Raw genomic sequence first — 18,828 nt, 5'->3', positions numbered from 1 at the left:
AAAGGAGTAAAAGAGAATGGCTAAGGTAGAATTCAATGCGGTTGGTCGCCGTAAGAAAGCCGTTGCCCGCGTCCGTCTGGTTGCCGGCGATGGAAAGATCACGATCAACAAGCGTGATATTGATCAGTATTTCGGTCTGGAGACCCTGAAGATGACTGTTCGTCAGCCCCTGACCCTGACCAACACCGGCAGCTTCGACGTGCTGGTGAACGTCAACGGCGGCGGTCTGACCGGTCAGGCCGGTGCAATCCGTCACGGCATCAGCCGTGCCCTTTGCAAGGCTGATCCGGAACTGCGCGGTGCCCTGAAGAAGGCCGGTCTGCTGACCCGCGATCCTCGTATGAAGGAACGCAAGAAGTACGGTCTGAAGGCAGCCCGTCGTGCTCCGCAGTTCAGCAAGCGCTGATTATACGACTGCTTTACAAAATCCCTGTACCGGATGGTACGGGGATTTTTTGATGGCGAAAAGCTTGAAAGCATCCGCCATGAAAGTTATAATATGCATGCAATACAAATTGTAACGGAGGTTCCGGAATGAATCAGTGGAAGAATCTGAATGAACTGACATCCTATCAGAAACTGGGCCAGAACGGACGGGTAGACCTGACCTGTGCCATGGCCGGTGAAGAGGGAACAGTAAGAGTCAAAAAGTATAATGCGCCTATGGCTGCCGGTATGACCTATTACTATGCGGCAAAGCAGGTGGACGACGCCATCCTGAAGGATCTGTGTGCCCTGGCGGAAGAAGCGCAGCTGGCTTCCAAGTTTGAAGAGCTGTACAACGGCGCCGTGATCAACACAGGAGAAAAGCGGCTGGTACTGCATCACCTGACCCGCGGACAGCTGGGCGGTGCGGTGAATGCAGACGGTACAGATAAGCGCGCGTTCTATACGGAACAGCAGCGCAAAATTGCCGCTTTCGCAAAGAAGGTTCATGACGGAGAGATCGTGAACGAAAAGGGTGAAGCCTTTACCACAGTGGTGCAGATCGGCATCGGCGGCAGCGACCTCGGGCCCCGCGCCATGTACCTGGCCCTGGAAAACTGGGCCAAGAAGAACGGCTGCTTCAAGATGGAAGCAAAGTTTATCAGCAACGTGGATCCGGACGACGCAGCAGGCGTACTGGGCACGATTGATCCTTCCAGGACGATTTTTATCCTGGTTTCCAAATCCGGTACAACGCTGGAAACCCTGACCAACGAATCCTTTGTAAAAGAAGCGTTGAAGAACGCCGGACTGGATGCATCCAAGCATATGATCGCTGTAACAAGCGAGACATCCCCGCTGGCAGGCAACAGTGATTACCTGGCTGCCTTCTTCATGGACGACTTTATCGGCGGACGTTTCTCCTCCACTTCTTCCGTGGGCGGCGCAGTGCTTTCCCTGGCCTTCGGACCGGAAGTGTTTGACCGTTTCCTGCGGGGCGCTGCTGAAGAAGACAAGCTGGCTGCCGGCAAAGATCCGATGACCAATGCCGCGATGCTGGACGCGCTGATCGGCGTTTACGAGCGGAATGTGCTCGGATATCCGGCCACTGCCGTGCTGCCTTATTCCCAGGCGCTGAGCCGCTTCCCGGCCCATCTGCAGCAGATGGATATGGAATCCAACGGCAAGAGCGTGAACAGAAGGGGAGAAGCAGTGGATTATCCCACCGGGCCCATCATCTTCGGCGAACCCGGTACCAACGGACAGCACTCCTTCTATCAGCTGCTGCACCAGGGAACGGACATTATTCCGCTGCAGTTCATCGGCTTCAATGAAAACCAGGCCGGTATGGACGTAACCATCCAGGGAAGCACAAGCCAGCAGAAGCTGAGCGCCAACGTGGCAGCGCAGATTATGGCTTTTGCCTGCGGCAAGCAGGATGAAAACCGGAACAAGCATTTTGCCGGCAACCGGCCTTCCAGCATCATCATTGGTAAACAGCTGACCCCTGAAGCGCTGGGCGCGCTGCTGTCCCATTTTGAGAACAAGGTTATGTTCCAGGGCTTCCTGTGGAACCTGAACAGCTTTGACCAGGAGGGCGTACAGCTGGGCAAGATCCTGGCCAAGCGCGTTCTCGCCCATGAGACAGACGGAGCACTGAACACCTTCAGCGAACTGCTCGGCATCTGACGCAAACATACAGAAAAAACAGGTTCCTGTACCAGGAACCTGTTTTCTTTATGCCTGAATGGTCCGGAAGGCGGCCGCACGGCCGAGACGATTCATCACCGCCAGACCGACGCCCTCAGGAGGAATAACCTCACTGAATACGGCTTCCATGTTTTCCTCATCCAGCCTGCGCAGGATATCGAAGAGCCTGTGGGCAATCTCGGAAGGATCTGAGGAAGAACCGATATCATGGGGATGACAATCCGCCAGTTCCTTCACATGCTCTGAAAAGCACAAAACGCAGGATTTTACCCCTTCCGCCTCCTGCTGCGCATAAAGCATGCGGAGCAGGGGAACAACGCGTTCTTCCGGTCCTTCCACGAGCGTAACGACCGCATGAGGCGCATAATGCTTGTATCGCATTCCGGGAGAAAGGGCTGTTTCATTTTCCCGCAGGGGCCGCAGGACGCTGCCGGCCACCTGGACTTCACAACCCAGAACGCTGCTGATCATACCGGGGGTAATACCGCCGGGACGAAGCACAACCGGGGCGCCATGGCAGAGATCCAGCACAGTGGACTCCACCCCGACATCACACATGCCGCCGTCTATGATGAGGGGAATCTTTGTATTCATATCCTCCATGACGTGAGCTGCAGTTGTGGGACTGGGCCTGCCTGAACTGTTGGCAGAAGGCGCGGCAATGGGCAGGCTGCAGGCCTGGAGAAGCGCACGGGCTACCGGATGAGAGGGCATACGAACCGCAACCGTAGGTAGGCCGGCAGTGACGGTATCCGGAATGGCCGGCTTTTTCGGACAAAGGATTGTCAGGGGACCCGGCCAGAACTTATCCATCAGCGCCTGGGCACCATCCGGAAGATCACAGAGAGGTTCAAGCTGAGACTGATCATGAATATGCACAATCAGAGGGTTATCCGCAGGACGACCTTTGGCTGCGAAAACAGACAGCACCGCTTCACTGTCAAGGGCGTTCGCTCCCAGGCCGTACACTGTTTCAGTCGGAAAAGCAACCAGGCCGCCTTTTTCAAGAATTTCAGAGGCCAGGGCATAGGTTTCCGGGGACGGTAAAAGGAGATCTGTTTTCAAATCAATCACTTCCGGTTCAGGAGATTCATTTTCTCTGTTTTTTCAGCCAGGCGGAGCGCGTCAATAAAAGGCACCAGATCACCGTTCATGACGTTGGCCGTACGGTTGACGGTCAGATTCAGACGGTGATCAACAACATAATCATGATTAAAGTAATAGGTGCGGATCCGGTCGCTGCGTTCACCCCATCCGATCTGGTTCCTGCGGTCTTCCGCGTGAGCCGCAGCCTGCTCTTCCTTCAGCCTGTCAAAAAGACGGGAACGAAGCACGCGAAGCGCTTTGGCTTTGTTCTCCAGCTGGCTGCGTTCATCCTGACAGGTGACAACCAGACCGGTAGGCAGGTGAGTCATACGGACGGCACTGTCGGTAGTGTTGACACCCTGTCCGCCGTGGCCGGACGCATGGAAGACGTCTATACGCAGATCCGCGGGATCGAGGGTGAATTCAACTTCCTGTGCTTCCGGAAAAACAGCAACTGTGACGGTGGAAGTATGAATCCTGCCGCTGCTTTCAGTGACAGGAACCCGTTTGACGCAATGAACGCCGCTTTCGAATTTCAGCCGGCCGAAGGCTTCCGGCCCGGAAAACATGAGCAGGGCTTCATTGATGCCGCCGAGATCCGTATCGCTGACGGAAAGCAGGGAAGCCTGAAGCTGATTCCGATCGGCATAGCGCAGATACATCCGCATCAGATCGCCGGCAAAAAGGGCAGCTTCCTCACCGCCTACGCCGGCGCGGATTTCCATAATCACATTCCGGTCATCCAGCGGATCCGGAGGAACAAGCAGAAGCTTCAGGTCTGCTATCAGTTTTTCACGCTGGACAGCAAGATCAGCAAGTTCCTTTTCAGCTTCAGATGCAAAAAGAGGATCAGAAAGCAATTCACGGTTATCCTGAATCTGCTGTTCCACACGACGGAAGGCATCATATTTTTCCACAACGGGTTCCAGAGAGGAACGCTCTTTCAGACAGGCCTGATAACGCGGATAGTCCTGTATGACTTCCGGCTGGGCAATCGCTTCGGACAGTTCCCGAAAGCGGTCTGAAAGGCTCTCCAGTTTCGTAAACATGAATCCTCCGTTACGGTTTTCTGGCAAGAATCATCCTGCGGATTCCGGACAAGTCTTCCCGGATTTCCACAGAAGTAAAAGAATGATCAAGAAGCAGTTTTTCGACATCAGCGTCTTCGCCTTCGCCGAGCTCCATCATCAGTACACCGCCGGAAACCAATGACCTGAAAGCATCCGGAATGATCCTGCGGTATACTGAAAGACCATCAGGCCCGCCGTCCAGCGCGAGGCGCGGCTCCCGCAGAACCTCTTCCTGCAGGGTATTGCAGTCGGCAGAAGGAATATAAGGCGGATTGCTGATAATCAGATTAAAGCCTGAAGTGGCAAAACCATCCAGGAGATCGGTCTGGCAGAAGGCCACGTCCACACCCAGCTGCTCAGCATTTTCAGCGGCAAGAGCCAGGGCATCGGGGGAAAGATCAGAACAGGTGACAAATGCATCCGGCTTTTCAGCCTTCAGCGTTATGCCGATACATCCGCTGCCGCAGCAGAGATCCAGAATCCGGGGAAGCGGATCATTGCGGAGAACTTCCAGCGCCCACTCACACAGCAGTTCCGTTTCCGGGCGGGGAATCAGCACGCGTGAATCCACACGGAAAAGGCGGCCGTAAAAAGGCGCTTCCCCAAGAATATACTGCAGGGGAATCCGGGAGATCCGCTGCCCGACAAGTACCTGATAGGCATCCACAACCCTGTAATCCAGGACGGTGTCTTCATCCAGGCGCAGGGAAAGCGGTGAGAGCCCTGTCAGGTGAGAGAGCAGCAAAGCAGCGTCATTCACCGGATCGGGAACACCTGCTGCGCTGAACTGCTCAGCTGTACGGCGGATCAAATCTCGGCAAGTCATACATTACACCTCAGCATCATCGGATGTGTCGGCTTCACTTTCAGACTTTTCTTCTTCAGGTTCGGGAGGGACGTATCCGGGTTCGGATTCGAGATAACTGTGGAAGATGCCCCAGCCTTCCGGTGTTTTCTTTACATGTTCCGGGAAGCCGTTCAGGACGACATTTACAGAAACAATAGCGCATTCCAGCATGGATTCATCCGGTTCACGGGTGGTGAGACGCTGCATCTGCAGGCCAGGCCAGCGCAGGATACAGGCTCCCTTGCTGTTGGAATGGGCCAGGCCCATCAGGACCTCGTAACTGACACCGGCAACGATGGGAAGCATCGCCAGGTGGAAAAGGAAACGAACAAAGAAATTGCTGATGGGGACAAGCACATTCAGCACCAGGAAAAGCAGGATACTGATGGAGAAGACAATCAGCAGGAACGCCGTACCGCAGCGGGGATGCAGACGGGAAAAGGTCTGCGCGTTGGCGGGCGTCAGGGAAAGACCGGATTCATGGCAATGGACGGATTTATGTTCCGCACCGTGGTACTGGAAGGTTCTACGGACTTCCGGAACACAGCCGCAGAAGATCATATAACCGATCAGGATGAGAATCTTGACCAGGCCGCCGATCAGCGTGTAGCCGATGGTGGACATCCCGGCACTGCGGAGCAGGCTTTCCACGCCGGCGGGCAGCGCAATGAAAAGGGCAACGGAAAGAATGACTGCCAGAATGATGGCAAAAGCCATGACGATCTTATCGACGCCCTTGCCAAGCTTGCGGGCGAGCCACTTTTCGAACTTAGTGGGTTCTTCATCCAGCATGCCGAGCATTTTGGTGGAGTCTTCAAGGGTGTTCATCCCGTAATAAAGCATGGTACCCATATTGATGATTCCGCGGATGAAAGGCTTTCCCATCCAGGGATGCTTCTCTTTCAGCGGAACGAAGGGCGTCAGCTTGGTAACCATGGTACCGTCAGGACGGCGGACAGTAACGGCAGTGGCATTGGGAGAACGCATCATCACGCCTTCCATCACAGCCTGACCGCCGACATCGAATTTCTTTTCCTGTTCTGTATTCATAATAAGAGGCAAGAGTCCTTTCATAAAAATCAACGGTGTAATTGTTCGACGCAAAGCCTTTTATTTCCTGTACTTCACGCAATTTTCACATCGGCGCCATCCCGTCTTCAGGAAAGAAAGCCCATATACTCATTGAAGACGTTAAACAGCATATCCCCGGAGGCTGCAGGAAGCACCATATCCGTATTTCCGATAGGCACAAATTCAAAAAGATCAGAAGCTGACGTCAGAACAAGAGCGGGAACGGCTTCATATGATGGGCCGAAGATCAGCTCCAGGTAGGGTATATATTTCGCGGCCTGCAAGACTTCATCGGGTTCCGGTTTATTCTTCATTTTGAATTCCAGGCTGAAAACATGACCCGGAGCAATCACAAGCACGTCCGCATAGATCCGGATCATGCGGGCCCGATTGAGCCGCAGCTCAAAGGCAATCTCCCAGTCCAGATAAGATGAATCCATCATTCCGGAAAGATCATGGAAAAGGGAACACATGACGCTCCGGCAGTCCAGGAAGGAATGAATCAGCCCGCGCTGATCATTGAGATTTCTGCCGATCCTACGGCATCCATCCTGCAGGGAGGAAAGCCATTCATCCTCAGAAGCATCCAGGAATTCCCTTACCGTACCGTACCAGCCGGAAAACTCATACAGGCCCTCATGAACCTGCGCCTGGCGGATCAGAGCGTGCCAGCGGTAATCATTATCCTGAAAACAGAGTTCATGCATCAGGGGAGAGGAAAAGAGAAGATGATTGACCTGTTTCCGATCCATGGAAAGACCGGAAGCAATTTCCTTTGCCATCAGGCCGTCGTTAACGGAGATCATGGAATAGACGGCTTTTTCCTCCGGTGAAAAAGAGGGAAGCCCGACAGACATTCACAAATCACCTCCCATAAAAGACAGAGGAATTATAACATAATCTCACAAAAAAAGCTTGCAAACGAAAGACGATTATGTTAATATACTTTTTGCGGTTTAACCGCCATTGCATACGCGAAAGAGGTGAAACAGCAATGAAGGAAAATATTCATCCCCAGTATGGTAAGTGCGTGGTTCGCTGCGTATGCGGTGAAACTTTTGAAACCGGATCTACCAAGAAAGAGATGAAGGTGGATATTTGTTCCAAGTGCCATCCTTTCTACACCGGCAAGCAGAAGCTGGTAGACACGGGCGGACGTGTTGACCGCTTCAAGAAGCGCTTCAATATTGAATGAGTTTCCTGGGAGCACGCTGAAACAGCGTGCTCTTTTCATTTGCATCACATCACAAAAACCGGTCCGGCAAAATTGCCGGACCGGTGCTTTACAATACGAATCATTTATTCGATTGCATCGGAAGTCGCGTAATCATACAGGTCGAGGACTTCCTGCTTCGGTTCCTTATCGAGCAGGGCAACAACCACGGCAACGATGAAACCGACGATGAAGCCGGGGATGATTTCATAGAGGGTAAAGATACCGTTGTACCCGGCAGTGGCGGCGGACAGGCGGGTGTTGATGACGAGCCAGGCAATGTCAACAACAGCACCGGCAGCAATACCGGCAACAGCACCCTTGAAGGTGAAACGCTTCCAGAAGAGGCTCAGCAGGATAGCCGGGCCGAATGCCGCCCCAAAGATACCCCATGCATTTGAAACGAGATTCATAATGCTCTGGCTGTTGGGGTTGGAAGCAATCAGGACAGCGATGATCGCAATGATAAGCACTACATAACGACCCACCCAAAACATTTCTTTATCTGTGGACTGATTCTTACGAATAACAGGCTTATATACATCGGAAGCAAAAGCAGATGATGCACAAAGCAGTTGAGAATCAGCAGTGGACATAGAAGCAGCCAGGATGGCGGAAAGCAGGATGCCGGAAATAATCGCCGGGAAAATAGCGCGAACCATCTGGATGAAGACAGTAGAGGAATCTCCGACTTCACCGAGGAACAGATGACCGATGCAGCCGGCTGCCACAGAGAAAAGAATGATCAGCACATTCCAGGTGATACCGATCTTAGCGCTCTTGTGAAGATCCTTGTCGCTGCGGACGGACATGAAACGGATGATGATGTGGGGCATACCGAAGTAACCGAGACCCCAGCCAAGGCCGGAAACAACGGTTTTCCAGTCAGGGAAGAAATTCCAGTAATCAGGATTGGCAGCACTCAGGGATTCCATGGTCATCTGACCCTGGCCGCCGCTGATCAGGCCGAGTGCAAAAATAGGAGCGATCAGCAGGGCACCGAGCATCAGCAGGCCCTGGAAGAAGTCTGTCCAGCAAACGGCGCTGAAACCGCCCATGAATGTGTAACCGATAATGATAGCAGCAGCTATATACATGAAGATTTGTTGATTCAGGAGATCATTGTTGTTTACAAAGATATTCCCACATACTGTCTGAAAAAGTGTGCCGCAGGCTTTTACACTGGAGGCAGCATAGATTGTATATGCAACAAGGAAAATGATAGCACAGAGGATTTGCAGGACTTTGCTGGAGGATTTAAACCGGTTTGTCAGATACTGGGGAAGGGTGATGGAGTCATCAGCCGCGATAGAAAAACGGCGGAGACGGGGAGCTTCAAAAAGCCAGCTCATCGCATAACCAATTGCAAGGCCGATTGCAATCCAGGCCTGACCAATTCCCAATGCATAAATGGAAGCGGGAAGGCCCATCAGCACCCAGGCACTCATGTCGGATGCGCCGGCAGAAAGGGCGGAAACCCAGGGGCCCATTTTACGGCCGCCGAGGAAGTATTCCTTTTCACCGCTGCCGCGGCCCTTCACGAAGAAGTAGACGCCGATCCCGAGCATAAAGCAGAGATAGACAATGAAGACAACCAGTTCCGTATTCATAACAACACCACTTTCCTGCGACAAACTGACAGCCGCATACTGTATACTGGATATTATTATACCCATAACATAAGGGATATACAGTATTTTTCGTGTTCTTGCTTGTGGATTGAGGGGATTAGGAGTAAAATAAATAAGAAAAGACTAATTCATTGATCCTGTCCAAACGTTTAAATCCTGTTATAACAGTTTATACAGATTCCATGAACCTGCATTCTTCTGAGCAGGATACAGAACAGGAAAACGTATGGATACAGAGGGATTCAAAAAATTGTTTTTTCAATATTTTATGTTTATAAGGAGGACAGCGATGAAGAAAAGCCTATCCTTCATTCTGCTTTTCCTGATCCTTTGTTTATGCTGCTGTACAGGTACTGCAGAGCGGAAAACAGTAGAAAAAGACCGGTATTACCTGGGAGCCATGCGCGTTGTGAAGTGCAGGGATTATGTTTCCCTGCGGGAAGCTCCGTACAAGACAGCTACCGTGCTTGCGAAAGTACCGCTTGATTCCATTGTACTGTATTGCAACAACAACGTGGCGAAATATGCTCCGAGTAATTACAAAAAGCAGGCAAAACTGTTTATCCGCTGTGAATACGACGGCATGGAAGGCTATATCCTGAAGCAATACCTTAAGCCGGCCCCTGAGGCGGAACCCGCTGAGACCAGGGCGTTCAACAGCATCATGAGCCGCGAGGAAATCATCGGTAACGGATCCATCGCCCTGGACTGGAAGGAATTCAACGTTGCTGTGCTGGCTGCCTATGAAGTTATGCAGGAAGGCGATGATAACTGGGAATACCTCAGAGTCGGATGTTTTATTGACGACCAGCCGATCTGGGGATACACAGAAGGGGTAAAACAGACCGGACAGTTCCAGAATCTCCGTGCCTTTATGGGCGGAACGGAAGACGAACCGCAGGTTTACGTCTATGACGCACAGTACGGACTGATCATGCTGGATCTGATGGACGGCATTGACATGTGGACAATCATGGAAAACGTATGCTCCTTCGGAGACGCAGCAATCCATACAGTCGATACGGAATCCGGAGATATGTTTATCGCCGGGACAGACGGACCTGCGCCTATAGCGGTCAACTGCGAAGGATACGTCATGTGGAAGGCCGAGATAGATGATCCCGATGTATACGGACCATATGAAATCATATTGAATCCGTACGATATACAGGTCAATTATGAAAGCGGAAAGACAGTCAGGCTGGATTACAGAACCGGAGCGGTCATCGGAGTTTCGGATCTTGAAAAGTATTGAGGGAAATAAAAAGAAGGGAGTCGAACGACTCCCTTTTTTCTTATCCCCACAACTGGGAAAGCGCCGGTACAATCTGTTTTTTCCTGGAAAGGACCTGCGGGAGGAAAACATGATTTCCTTTCAGGTCATCCACGGAGAAGGCACTGCGGATCACCTCAGCGTCTCCCGCATAAAGAAGCTCTGTGCCTTCCTTCAGGACGTTGGTAATCATCAGCAGGGACAGATCATATTGTTTATCCTTACGGATTTTTTCCAACGAACGAACAAAATCCTCTGTCTTTGCAAGGAAAGGATCCGACTCTACGGTCGTAATCTGTGAAATGGTCAGGGAATGGACGCCCAGATGGAAATCCTTCATATCGTAACGGACAAGCTCCTCCGCCGGCATATCAGGAGATACGCCGCGGGAGAACATCGCCTTGCCAAGCTCCTCGCAGTCAATGCCCGCATGCCGTGCCAAACGCTCCGCGAGGACTTTGTCATGCGGCGTACAGGTAGGACTTTTGAACATGACGGTATCAGAAATAATAGCGGAAGCCATCAGGCCGGCCATTTTCTGAGAAGGCATGAGTCCGTGCTCCTGGTACATGGTCGCGATGATGGAGGTTGTGGAACCCACCGGCTCATTCCGCATGAAGACGGGATTGCCGGTCTGCACATCCGCCAGGCGGTGATGATCGATAATGCCGACGATTTCCGCCTGATCCAGGCCTGATACAGCCTGGCCGACTTCATTGTGATCCACGAGGACAATCTTTTTTCTGCGGGGACGGATCAAATGGTAGCGGGACAGGGTGCCGATGACTTTGTCTTCATCATCCAGGACGGGATAGGTGCGGAAACGGCTCTGGATCACAATTTCACGCACATCATCCAGGTAATCATTCAGGTGGAAGAAATGAAGATTGGTGGAGCAGGCAATCCGGCCTACCGGTATGGCCTGGAAAATGAGGCGGGAAGCCCTGTAGGCGTCAAAAGGACAGACAATCAGGCAGGTGGAAGAGGAAAGATTGCGATACTGTTCTCCCAGGGACGTGCCGCAGAAGATGAGACAGGAGGCCTTCTTTTCAATGGCAAGATCCGCCATCTCTTTCTGGTCGCCGCAAAGGACAACGGTTCCGGGGCCGATACGGGAGGCAAAGCCGGGCAGGGCAACGATTACTTCACCGGAGATTTCATCAAAGGTATCTTCCGCAGCGTTGATGATATGGCCTTCCAGCGCGCTGAGCAGATTGAAAACCGGAATGGAAGACACGAAAGGATTGTTGACGGAATCCATATCATTTTCCGCCATGGCGCCCGCGGTGATCAGGCCGAAAAGACGTCCGTCCTCCTCTATGATCGGAAGGGCGGAAACGCTGTTATCTTCCTTATGCAAGACTTTCCAGGCATGAGAAACAGGAACCCCCGCACCGACCATGGGCGGGGTATCATAATCAATATCAGCGACCTGCGTACGAACCGTGCGCAGGTAAAGAGGCGGCTGGAAGCCAAATCTTTCGAGGAGAAAGGATGTTTCCGTGTTCAGATGGCCGCAGCGGGCAGCAATATACTGTTCTCCGCCGAGGGCATTCTGAAGCGCGGCATAAGCCATAGCGGATACGATGGAATCCGTATCCGGGTTTTTATGGCCGACAACATATACAGAGTCCATAGGATACCTCCCGTCAGCGATTCATCAGGGCAAACCAGTCTTTCATCTTCAGCAGAAGCGCTTCGTTGGTATCGGTTTTATCCATCATGGATTCCAGCTGGGGTATGGCCACCGCGGAAGAGGTGCTGCCCAGCAGCGTCCTGATCAGGGAAAGCCCTTCTTTCTGTTTGTTGTCCAACAGGATATCGGCATTCTTGGTGAAACTTTGCTGCAGGTTCAGGGAAGGAGTCACACCGGCGCGGGCCACACCCTGATCCAGGGTCAGTTCCATATTGGCGGTGCCTTTGAATTCTTCCACAACGGAATCGTCCACCTTGGATCCCGTGGAGATATCCATGGCTGCCAGCACGGTCAGGCTGCCACCTTCCTTGCAGGCACGGGCAGCGCCGAAAAGGCGCTTGGCACGGAAAAGACTGGAGGGATTCACCATGCCGGGAAGACTGCGTCCCTGCTGGGCTGCGGCGGTGGTATAGATCTTTGCCAGGCGGGTGAGGCTGTCCACAATCAGGACAACATCCTTCTTCTGCTCCACAAGACGCATGGCACGTTCCAGGACAATTTCAGAAAGACGAAGATGAGCCTCCGGCGTCTGGTCAAAAGTGGAGGCCAGGACGGTGCAGGGTACGGTTTCACGCACCATGGTGGCGTCTTCAGGAGTCACGTCAATCAGGAGCATGAGTACCTGGACATCCGGATAATTCTCGCAGACAACCTTGGCAAAGTGCTGCATGATTTCGGCCTTGCCGGTCTGGGGAGGGCAAAGCATCAGGCCCCTCTGGCCGAAACCAAGCGGGGCAATCAGGTCGATCAGCCGCATATCCGGGAAAGATTTACCGTCCCTGCATTCCAGGGAAATCCGGCGGCTGGGATAAACAGGAGTCAGCTCATCAAAGGCAGGACGATTGAAGGCTTCTTCCTCAGGCACGTCATTGACGCTGGAGATATAAAGCAGGGCAGCGTATTTATCGCCTTCACGCTGGGGCCTGATTTTGCCTTTGATCATATCGCCGGTACGGAGACCGAAACGGCGGATCTGAGCCATAGACACATAGATATCCTTTGTGGAGGGCTGGAAGGAGGCGTTGCGCAGGAAACCGTATCCGTCGGGATGCAGTTCCAGGATGCCGCCGCCTTCTTCATAATCACCGGAAGCAAGCAGCTCCTCCAGGGAGGGCGCCTGAATGCCGGTATCCTGTGCCTGGAAAGGAGGCGCAAAAGGCTCAGATGTACGGGCGGGGGTATGAGGTACCGCGTTGGGTCCGAAAGAACGGGGCCCGAAGCCGGTTTCAGATCCGATGCTGATCCGCTTTTCGGGAAGCGGAGATACAACGGGAGGATGGGGCTGTTCAGCCGGTTCAGAAGACTGGGCAGCAGGCGCTGCAGGCTGTACAGAGGCAGCGGGGCCGAAGCGGGGGGTAAAGCTGCCGGGACGCATAGGCTGTACATGCTGCTGATCATGAGGAAGATGCTGTCCGGAAGGAGAAGTGCTCTGCCATGCGGGACGGGAAGCGGAACCGGGAGCCTGATAGGCAGGCCGCACGTTATAGCGCGGCGTATCCGTATTGTGCCAGGCGGCCTGGTATTTGGGTTCAGCTTCGACAGGAGCGGGCGCTTCCGCCGGCTGTGCAGCCGGCTGTTCTGTTTCATCTGACAGAACGGGCAGCAGTTTTTCAATAATGCCTGCCTTATCGATGCCGGCACCGAGTACGACGGAGTTTTCACGGGCCAGCTTACGAAGCTGCAGGACAGTCATCCCATTGAGATCGCTGAGAGTCATATAACAGATTCCTCCTCTGAATTGAAAGCAAAGATCAGATCCCGTACAACGGCCTGTTCAACATCATGCTTCAGGCCTAAGAAAATATCGTTATCGGGAAGTTTAAACCCGGCATGGGTAAGTGCTTCCCTGACATCCGCTGAAGGAAGGGTGAGTGTATTGAAGCTCAGGGCGATGACACCGCCGGGAGCAAGGACGCTTTTCCATACCGGAAGTACCCGGGAAAGGAAATGCTGCAGGGAATCGGGACGGCTTCCGGACTGGGGAGCGTGCTGCACACCGTAAGGAAGGTCGGCTGCAATGATATGCGCTTTTCCTTTCCGGAAAAGGACAGGAGATTCCATGGTGTCCCCGCAGGAGAAACGAAGAAAACGTGTGTCTCCGGAACGGAAGTGCTCCTTTGTGTCGGCAAAGATAAACTCGGTGAGGGGCAGGGAATGACGGGACACTGTTTCGGACCGGTCATGCTGCTCATGTTTGAGCTTATGCAGCTTGAGATAACGTGAGAAATAATCAGACGCCTCACGGATATCTTTTTTATCCAGGTCCAGCCCAACAGCGTTCATCCCGGCTTCAGCGGCACAGAAGCAGCCGGTGCCCTTTCCGCAGACGGGATCAAAGAAGATGAGGGGAGTTTCACTGTGCCGGAAGCCGGATAGTGAAGACGCCGTATTGATCATCATGCGGGTAAAGGAGGCACTGGTTTTCCCTTTATACTTGAGCACCTCGGGGAGATCCTCAGGCAGATACCCGGAATCGGGAACAGGAAGGGGACGAAGTAACCCGTTTGTTTTTTCAGCCATGAAGACAAAGGAACTGTGACCGGAAAGAAAAGCAATTTCTGAATCACTGAGTTCACGGCAATCGATTGTCAAAAAACGTGAGCCGCCCATGGACTCCTCCCTGATCTCAGCGGAGATCCCCAGGCGAAAAAGCATGGCAAAAAGTTCACAACGGGATAACACAACAAGACTGTCACGATAGCGTATATTTGCATGTTTGATCAGCTCAAACGAATAGACCAATTACATCCTCTTTTCTTCAGATACTGTCATAAGTATATCAGAAAAGGGCTTGCGTGACAAGGCATAGAGGGACATTTCCTTACGGAAATGAATAAAACAGTTTCCTAAGGAAACTGTTTTTAATTAAAACTTTGCGATCGCCGTATTCCATTTCTGTATCGTCATAGACTCGCAGAAATGGACGGCTGTAGCATGGCAGTTGTATTCCGCAATCTCAATGGTCGTAACTCCACACAGTGGAGCTTACTCCCTTTCGATTGACCTCAGATCCGATGAAATTTCCGCCACTGGCGGTCATCGTATCTTCGCCCAAATCAGAGATTTGGGTAACAACTGCTCAATAACTGAAAACTTAAGAATTAAAAATGGTGGAAAAAAAGCCCTTCCTGTGAAGGAAGGGCGTTTTGCCAAAATCACCACTTGCGCTTACGGGCGGCTTCAGCCTTTTTCTTGCGCTTAACGCTGGGCTTTTCGTAATGCTCGCGCTTACGCACTTCCTGGAGAACGCCGCTGCGGGCGCACTGCCGCTTAAACCGTTTGAGCGCACTTTCCAGGGACTCATTTTCGCGGATACGAACCTCGGACACTGTTATCCCTCCCCTCGCTCAATACAATGGCCTGCGGATCATACAAACCGAAAACCGTGTTTTATTATACAGCCATTACCCGGCGTAGTCAACTTTTTTTCCGGAAAACGTTTTGTCAGGCCATTTTGTCTTCCATCTGACGACCGCCGAGAATATGGAAATGAAGGTGATGTACAGACTGGCAGGCATCGGGGCCGCAGTTGGAAACAACACGATAGCCGCCTGTCAGATTCTCCTGGGCTGCAATCACACGGATGGCGCGGAGACATTCGGCCAGCTCCCGGTCAGAAGCAGCATCCGCCTCATCCAGCGAAGCGATATGCTTTTTCGGGATGACCAGTATATGGACAGGAGCCTGGGGATTGATATCACGGAAAGCATAGACGAACTCGTTTTCATAGACTTTCTGTGAAGGAATCTCACCATTCATGATTTTGCAGAAGAGACAGTTTTCCATCTTTGATCATCATCCTTTTCTTTCAGAATAAATTTATCCTATCAGTTTTCCAAGCATGCCTCCGGTGTTTTCACCAAGGAGACGGATCCGGACAGGCACACCGGACTGACAGACATCTTCCTGATCCAGGCGAACCCGGATATACTCGGGCGTATATCCCTCCCAGCAGCCATTCACCTTTTCCTCCGGCACAAGATCGGTTTCCAGACCGGTCCATGTGCTGAGATACTCCCGGGCTACCTGACGGCCGAGGACGATCAGTTCACGGGCACGGCGCTCCTTTTCAGCAGAAGTGAGCTGACCGGGAAGCTCCGCAGCCGGTGTCTGCGGGCGGGGAGAATAGGGAAAGACATGAATACGGGCAAATCCGACCTTCCGGATCATTTCCTTTGTTTCTTCAAACTCCGTTTCTGTTTCTCCCGGAAAACCGGTGAGGATGTCCGTTGTAAAAGCGGCATGCGGAAATTCACGTCTCAGATTTTCAACCCCGCGCAGATACTGGGCGGTATTGTAGCGGCGCCGCATCCTGGCCAGAACCGTATCGCTGCCGGACTGGAGCGCCAGATGGAACTGAGGACAGATTTTATCCGCCTGACGCAGCCTGGCAGCAAATTCAGGGGTGGCGACAGTAGGCTCCAGGGAACCGAGACGGATCCGCAGGATGCCTTCTGTCTGCTGAACAGCCTCAATCGCATCCAGCAGAGTAAGCGATGATTCCATATCCTTTCCGTATGAGCAGAGATGGATTCCTGTGAGGACAATTTCACGGAAGCCTGCCGCAGAGAGGCGGGCAACTTCAGAACGTATATCCTCCAGGGACCTGGAACGAATCGGACCGCGGACAGAAGGAATGATACAGTAGGAACAACGGTTTCCGCAGCCTTCCTGAATCTTCAGGACGGCGCGGGTGTGTTCATTCTGGGTTGTGATGGACAGGCATTCAAAGGGCTGGCCGGCCTGCAGGGGACCAACGGCGCAGATGGCACGGCCGGACTGCAGGACTTCATGATACAGCGTAACCACTTCACTGCGGCGCTGTGTGCCAATGACAAGATCCGCACCGAGGGAAAGCAGATCCTCTCCGCGCTGTTGGGCCATACAACCGCATACAATGAGGCCGGCGGAAGGCTGCTCCCTGCGGATTTTCCGGATGAGCTGAAGGGACTTTTTGTCCCCGGTTCCGGTGACGGTACAGGTATTAACCAGGTAAACATCCGCAGGCTGGTCCATGGAGACGACCTGATAGCCATCCGCCTGGAAAAGTTCCAGCATAGCCTGGGTATCATACTGATTGACTTTACAGCCAAGAGTATGGGAAGCGATGGTTTTCATGTTTATTCCATTTCTCCGTATAAACACATGATGGCCGATACAGCGGCAAGTCCGGCGGTTTCCGTACGAAGAATCCGTTTCCCAAGGGTTACAGGGACAAAGCCGGCAGCCTGAAGCAGTTCAATTTCGTTTTCATCAATACCGCCTTCAGGACCGATCATAATCCCAATGGAAGAAAGGGCAGGATGCGATTTGCTGAAAGACAGCGGACCGTTTCCTTCCGTGTTTTCCCAGGGAACAATGTTGACCTCCGGAAGGGCAGGATCATTCAGCACCTGTTTCAAGGTCAGAATCTCCGCAACCTCCGGAATCAGGCATCGGCCGCTCTGCTTTCCGGCTTCGCGGACAATCTTTCTCCAACGTTCCAGCTTGCGGGCGGAATCCTTCGGATCCGGCCGGGAGACACAGCGTTCCATCAACACCGGGACGATACGGGAAACACCCAACTCCACAGCTTTTTGCATGATCAGATCCATTTTATCGGATTTGGGCAGCCCCTGGTATAGTGTGACAAAAACAGACGGCTCCGTGGAGGGAAGCTGCGAAACCAGTTTCAGGCGTACATCCTTCGGTGAAACGGAGATCATTTCCGCGGACCAGCGGTTTCCGCCCATGAAGATTTCCGCCTGCTGCCCAGGCTTCATACGAAGAACCGTACAGGCATGACGGGCATCCTCTTCCGGCAGGGAGACAATGTTGTCCACGCAGTTTTCAGGATCGGCATAAAACCTGTGCATCAGGCATTCCTCCTGCTCAGGAAAGCTGTCCATTCACCACGGGTATACTTCTGCAGGATTTCATAACCTGCATCCAGCAGTGCCTGCGCTACTTCATCACCGCGCAGGGAAACAATTCCGCTGCAGATGAACAGGCCGCCGGGACGAATGTGGCTCATAAGCGGAGCGGCGAAAGAGATAATGACATCAGAGATAATATTGGCCACACAGATATCACAAACCGCGTCCACCTTCTCCAGAAGGTTGCCCTGCTGGACGGTAATGATATCCTGGACATGATTGTTGACAACATTTTCAGCAGCTACTTTGACAGCATCCGGATCGATATCCACCGCCAGTACATGACCGGCGCCGAGCAGGGCCGCACCGATTGCCAGAATACCGCTGCCGGTGCCCACGTCGATGATTTCATCGCCGCCGCGGATATTCTCCTCCAGGATGGAAAGGCACATGCCGGTCGTTTCATGGGTGCCGCTGCCGAAAGCCATGCCGGGATCTATCTCAATAACCTTGTCACCGGGTTTCGGATCAAAGGGTTCCCAGGTGGGCTTTACGACCAGATGTTGACCGGCGTAGAAGGGTTTGAAGTATTTCTTCCATACGTCGGCCCAGGATTTATCATTGACGGAACGGGTTTCCACGCGCAGGGAACCGGCGTCAGACACCGTTTCATGCAGCGTGGACAGGCGGCCGGTGATGTTTTCGATCAGAGACGGAAGGGAAGGATTTTCTTCAAACCAGGCATGAACCAGCACATCCTCCGGCATGCTGTCCAGCAGTTTCGGATCGATGATTTCCCATACACCATGCGGTTTGGATGGATCGGGAATATCCGCCTTGTCCTCAATCATGGTACCGGAGGCTCCTGCTTCCATCAGAACGTCGGAAACAGCATCGGAACCGGCAGTGGTCGTATGCACAATCAGCTCAGCGTAATCCATAAATACTCC

General features: G+C 52.8%; 18 protein-coding genes. 4 read left to right on the top strand and 14 right to left on the bottom strand.

All coding sequences use genetic code 11. The annotated features are described in order from the left end of the window. Positions 1 to 16 precede the first annotated feature (16 nt). Entirely contained in the window at positions 17 to 406 is a 390-nt protein-coding gene (gene rpsI, locus JYE49_RS05245) for a 30S ribosomal protein S9 (protein ID WP_093956396.1), read from the top strand. A 128-nt stretch (positions 407 to 534) separates the two neighbouring features. Then, positions 535 to 2,115 (top strand): glucose-6-phosphate isomerase, encoded by a 1,581-nt coding sequence (locus JYE49_RS05240; protein ID WP_093956395.1) that lies wholly within the window; start codon positions 535 to 537, stop codon positions 2,113 to 2,115. 48 nt (positions 2,116 to 2,163) lie between these two features. On the opposite strand, the gene JYE49_RS05235 is transcribed toward JYE49_RS05240, so the two are convergent. The 5 genes from JYE49_RS05235 to JYE49_RS05215 form a co-directional block, all read right to left on the bottom strand. Next, on the bottom strand, positions 2,164 to 3,210 hold the full coding sequence (locus JYE49_RS05235) for an L-threonylcarbamoyladenylate synthase (RefSeq protein ID WP_283399313.1): 1,047 nt from the start codon (positions 3,208 to 3,210) through the stop codon (positions 2,164 to 2,166). Further along, complete coding sequence (prfA, locus tag JYE49_RS05230) at positions 3,207 to 4,271, bottom strand: peptide chain release factor 1 (protein WP_093956393.1); 1,065 nt, start codon at positions 4,269 to 4,271, stop codon at positions 3,207 to 3,209. The genes JYE49_RS05235 and prfA overlap by 4 nt, the downstream gene beginning before the upstream one ends. 10 nt (positions 4,272 to 4,281) lie before the next feature. Beyond that, positions 4,282 to 5,118 (bottom strand): peptide chain release factor N(5)-glutamine methyltransferase, encoded by an 837-nt coding sequence (prmC, locus tag JYE49_RS05225; protein ID WP_093956392.1) that lies wholly within the window; start codon positions 5,116 to 5,118, stop codon positions 4,282 to 4,284. A 3-nt stretch (positions 5,119 to 5,121) separates the two neighbouring features. Continuing rightward, complete coding sequence (locus JYE49_RS05220) at positions 5,122 to 6,189, bottom strand: DUF1385 domain-containing protein (RefSeq protein WP_179217233.1); 1,068 nt, start codon at positions 6,187 to 6,189, stop codon at positions 5,122 to 5,124. 107 nt (positions 6,190 to 6,296) lie between these two features. Continuing rightward, positions 6,297 to 7,067, bottom strand: a complete 771-nt coding sequence (locus JYE49_RS05215) for a helix-turn-helix domain containing protein (protein ID WP_093956390.1) — start codon at positions 7,065 to 7,067, stop codon at positions 6,297 to 6,299. Positions 7,068 to 7,204: 137 nt separating this feature from the next. On the opposite strand from JYE49_RS05215, the gene rpmE reads away from it, so the two are divergent. Then, a complete protein-coding gene (gene rpmE, locus JYE49_RS05210; RefSeq protein WP_084094719.1) occupies positions 7,205 to 7,405 on the top strand; it encodes a 50S ribosomal protein L31 in 201 nt (66 codons plus the stop codon). A gap of 104 nt (positions 7,406 to 7,509) precedes the next feature. Here rpmE and JYE49_RS05205 read toward each other — a convergent pair whose 3' ends face one another. Further along, positions 7,510 to 9,033: a sodium/proline symporter gene (locus JYE49_RS05205; RefSeq protein WP_093956389.1), complete on the bottom strand. Its 1,524-nt coding sequence runs from the start codon at positions 9,031 to 9,033 to the stop codon at positions 7,510 to 7,512. Positions 9,034 to 9,343: 310 nt separating this feature from the next. On the opposite strand from JYE49_RS05205, the gene JYE49_RS05200 reads away from it, so the two are divergent. Then, positions 9,344 to 10,309: a hypothetical protein gene (locus JYE49_RS05200; protein WP_093956388.1), complete on the top strand. Its 966-nt coding sequence runs from the start codon at positions 9,344 to 9,346 to the stop codon at positions 10,307 to 10,309. A 40-nt stretch (positions 10,310 to 10,349) separates the two neighbouring features. Here JYE49_RS05200 and JYE49_RS05195 read toward each other — a convergent pair whose 3' ends face one another. From JYE49_RS05195 to prmA, 8 genes are all read right to left on the bottom strand, one after another. After that, a complete protein-coding gene (locus JYE49_RS05195; RefSeq protein WP_093956387.1) occupies positions 10,350 to 11,963 on the bottom strand; it encodes a putative manganese-dependent inorganic diphosphatase in 1,614 nt (537 codons plus the stop codon). A 13-nt stretch (positions 11,964 to 11,976) separates the two neighbouring features. Further along, positions 11,977 to 13,740: a transcription termination factor Rho gene (gene rho / locus JYE49_RS05190; protein ID WP_093956386.1), complete on the bottom strand. Its 1,764-nt coding sequence runs from the start codon at positions 13,738 to 13,740 to the stop codon at positions 11,977 to 11,979. After that, the gene (locus JYE49_RS05185; RefSeq protein WP_179217232.1) at positions 13,737 to 14,465 is read right to left on the bottom strand and encodes a TRM11 family methyltransferase; all 729 of its coding nucleotides are present in this window, start codon (positions 14,463 to 14,465) and stop codon (positions 13,737 to 13,739) included. Before JYE49_RS05185 ends, rho begins: the two co-directional genes overlap by 4 nt. A 713-nt stretch (positions 14,466 to 15,178) precedes the next feature. Then, a complete protein-coding gene (gene rpsU, locus JYE49_RS05180; protein ID WP_084094713.1) occupies positions 15,179 to 15,352 on the bottom strand; it encodes a 30S ribosomal protein S21 in 174 nt (57 codons plus the stop codon). A gap of 115 nt (positions 15,353 to 15,467) precedes the next feature. Continuing rightward, complete coding sequence (locus JYE49_RS05175; RefSeq protein WP_093956384.1) at positions 15,468 to 15,809, bottom strand: histidine triad nucleotide-binding protein; 342 nt, start codon at positions 15,807 to 15,809, stop codon at positions 15,468 to 15,470. Positions 15,810 to 15,842: 33 nt separating this feature from the next. Beyond that, on the bottom strand, positions 15,843 to 17,141 hold the full coding sequence (mtaB, locus tag JYE49_RS05170) for a tRNA (N(6)-L-threonylcarbamoyladenosine(37)-C(2))-methylthiotransferase MtaB (protein WP_093956383.1): 1,299 nt from the start codon (positions 17,139 to 17,141) through the stop codon (positions 15,843 to 15,845). Between the two features lie 2 nt (positions 17,142 to 17,143). Then, complete coding sequence (locus tag JYE49_RS05165) at positions 17,144 to 17,878, bottom strand: 16S rRNA (uracil(1498)-N(3))-methyltransferase (RefSeq protein ID WP_179217231.1); 735 nt, start codon at positions 17,876 to 17,878, stop codon at positions 17,144 to 17,146. Then, the gene (gene prmA, locus JYE49_RS05160) at positions 17,878 to 18,819 is read right to left on the bottom strand and encodes a 50S ribosomal protein L11 methyltransferase (protein WP_179217230.1); all 942 of its coding nucleotides are present in this window, start codon (positions 18,817 to 18,819) and stop codon (positions 17,878 to 17,880) included. The genes JYE49_RS05165 and prmA overlap by 1 nt, the downstream gene beginning before the upstream one ends. Positions 18,820 to 18,828 lie beyond the last annotated feature (9 nt).

It is taken from the genome of Aristaeella hokkaidonensis (assembly GCF_018128945.1).
GTDB lineage: Bacteria > Bacillota > Clostridia > Christensenellales > Aristaeellaceae > Aristaeella > Aristaeella hokkaidonensis.
The sequence above is the reverse complement of the archived record's forward strand: the minus strand, read 5'-3'. Positions and strand labels throughout refer to the sequence as shown.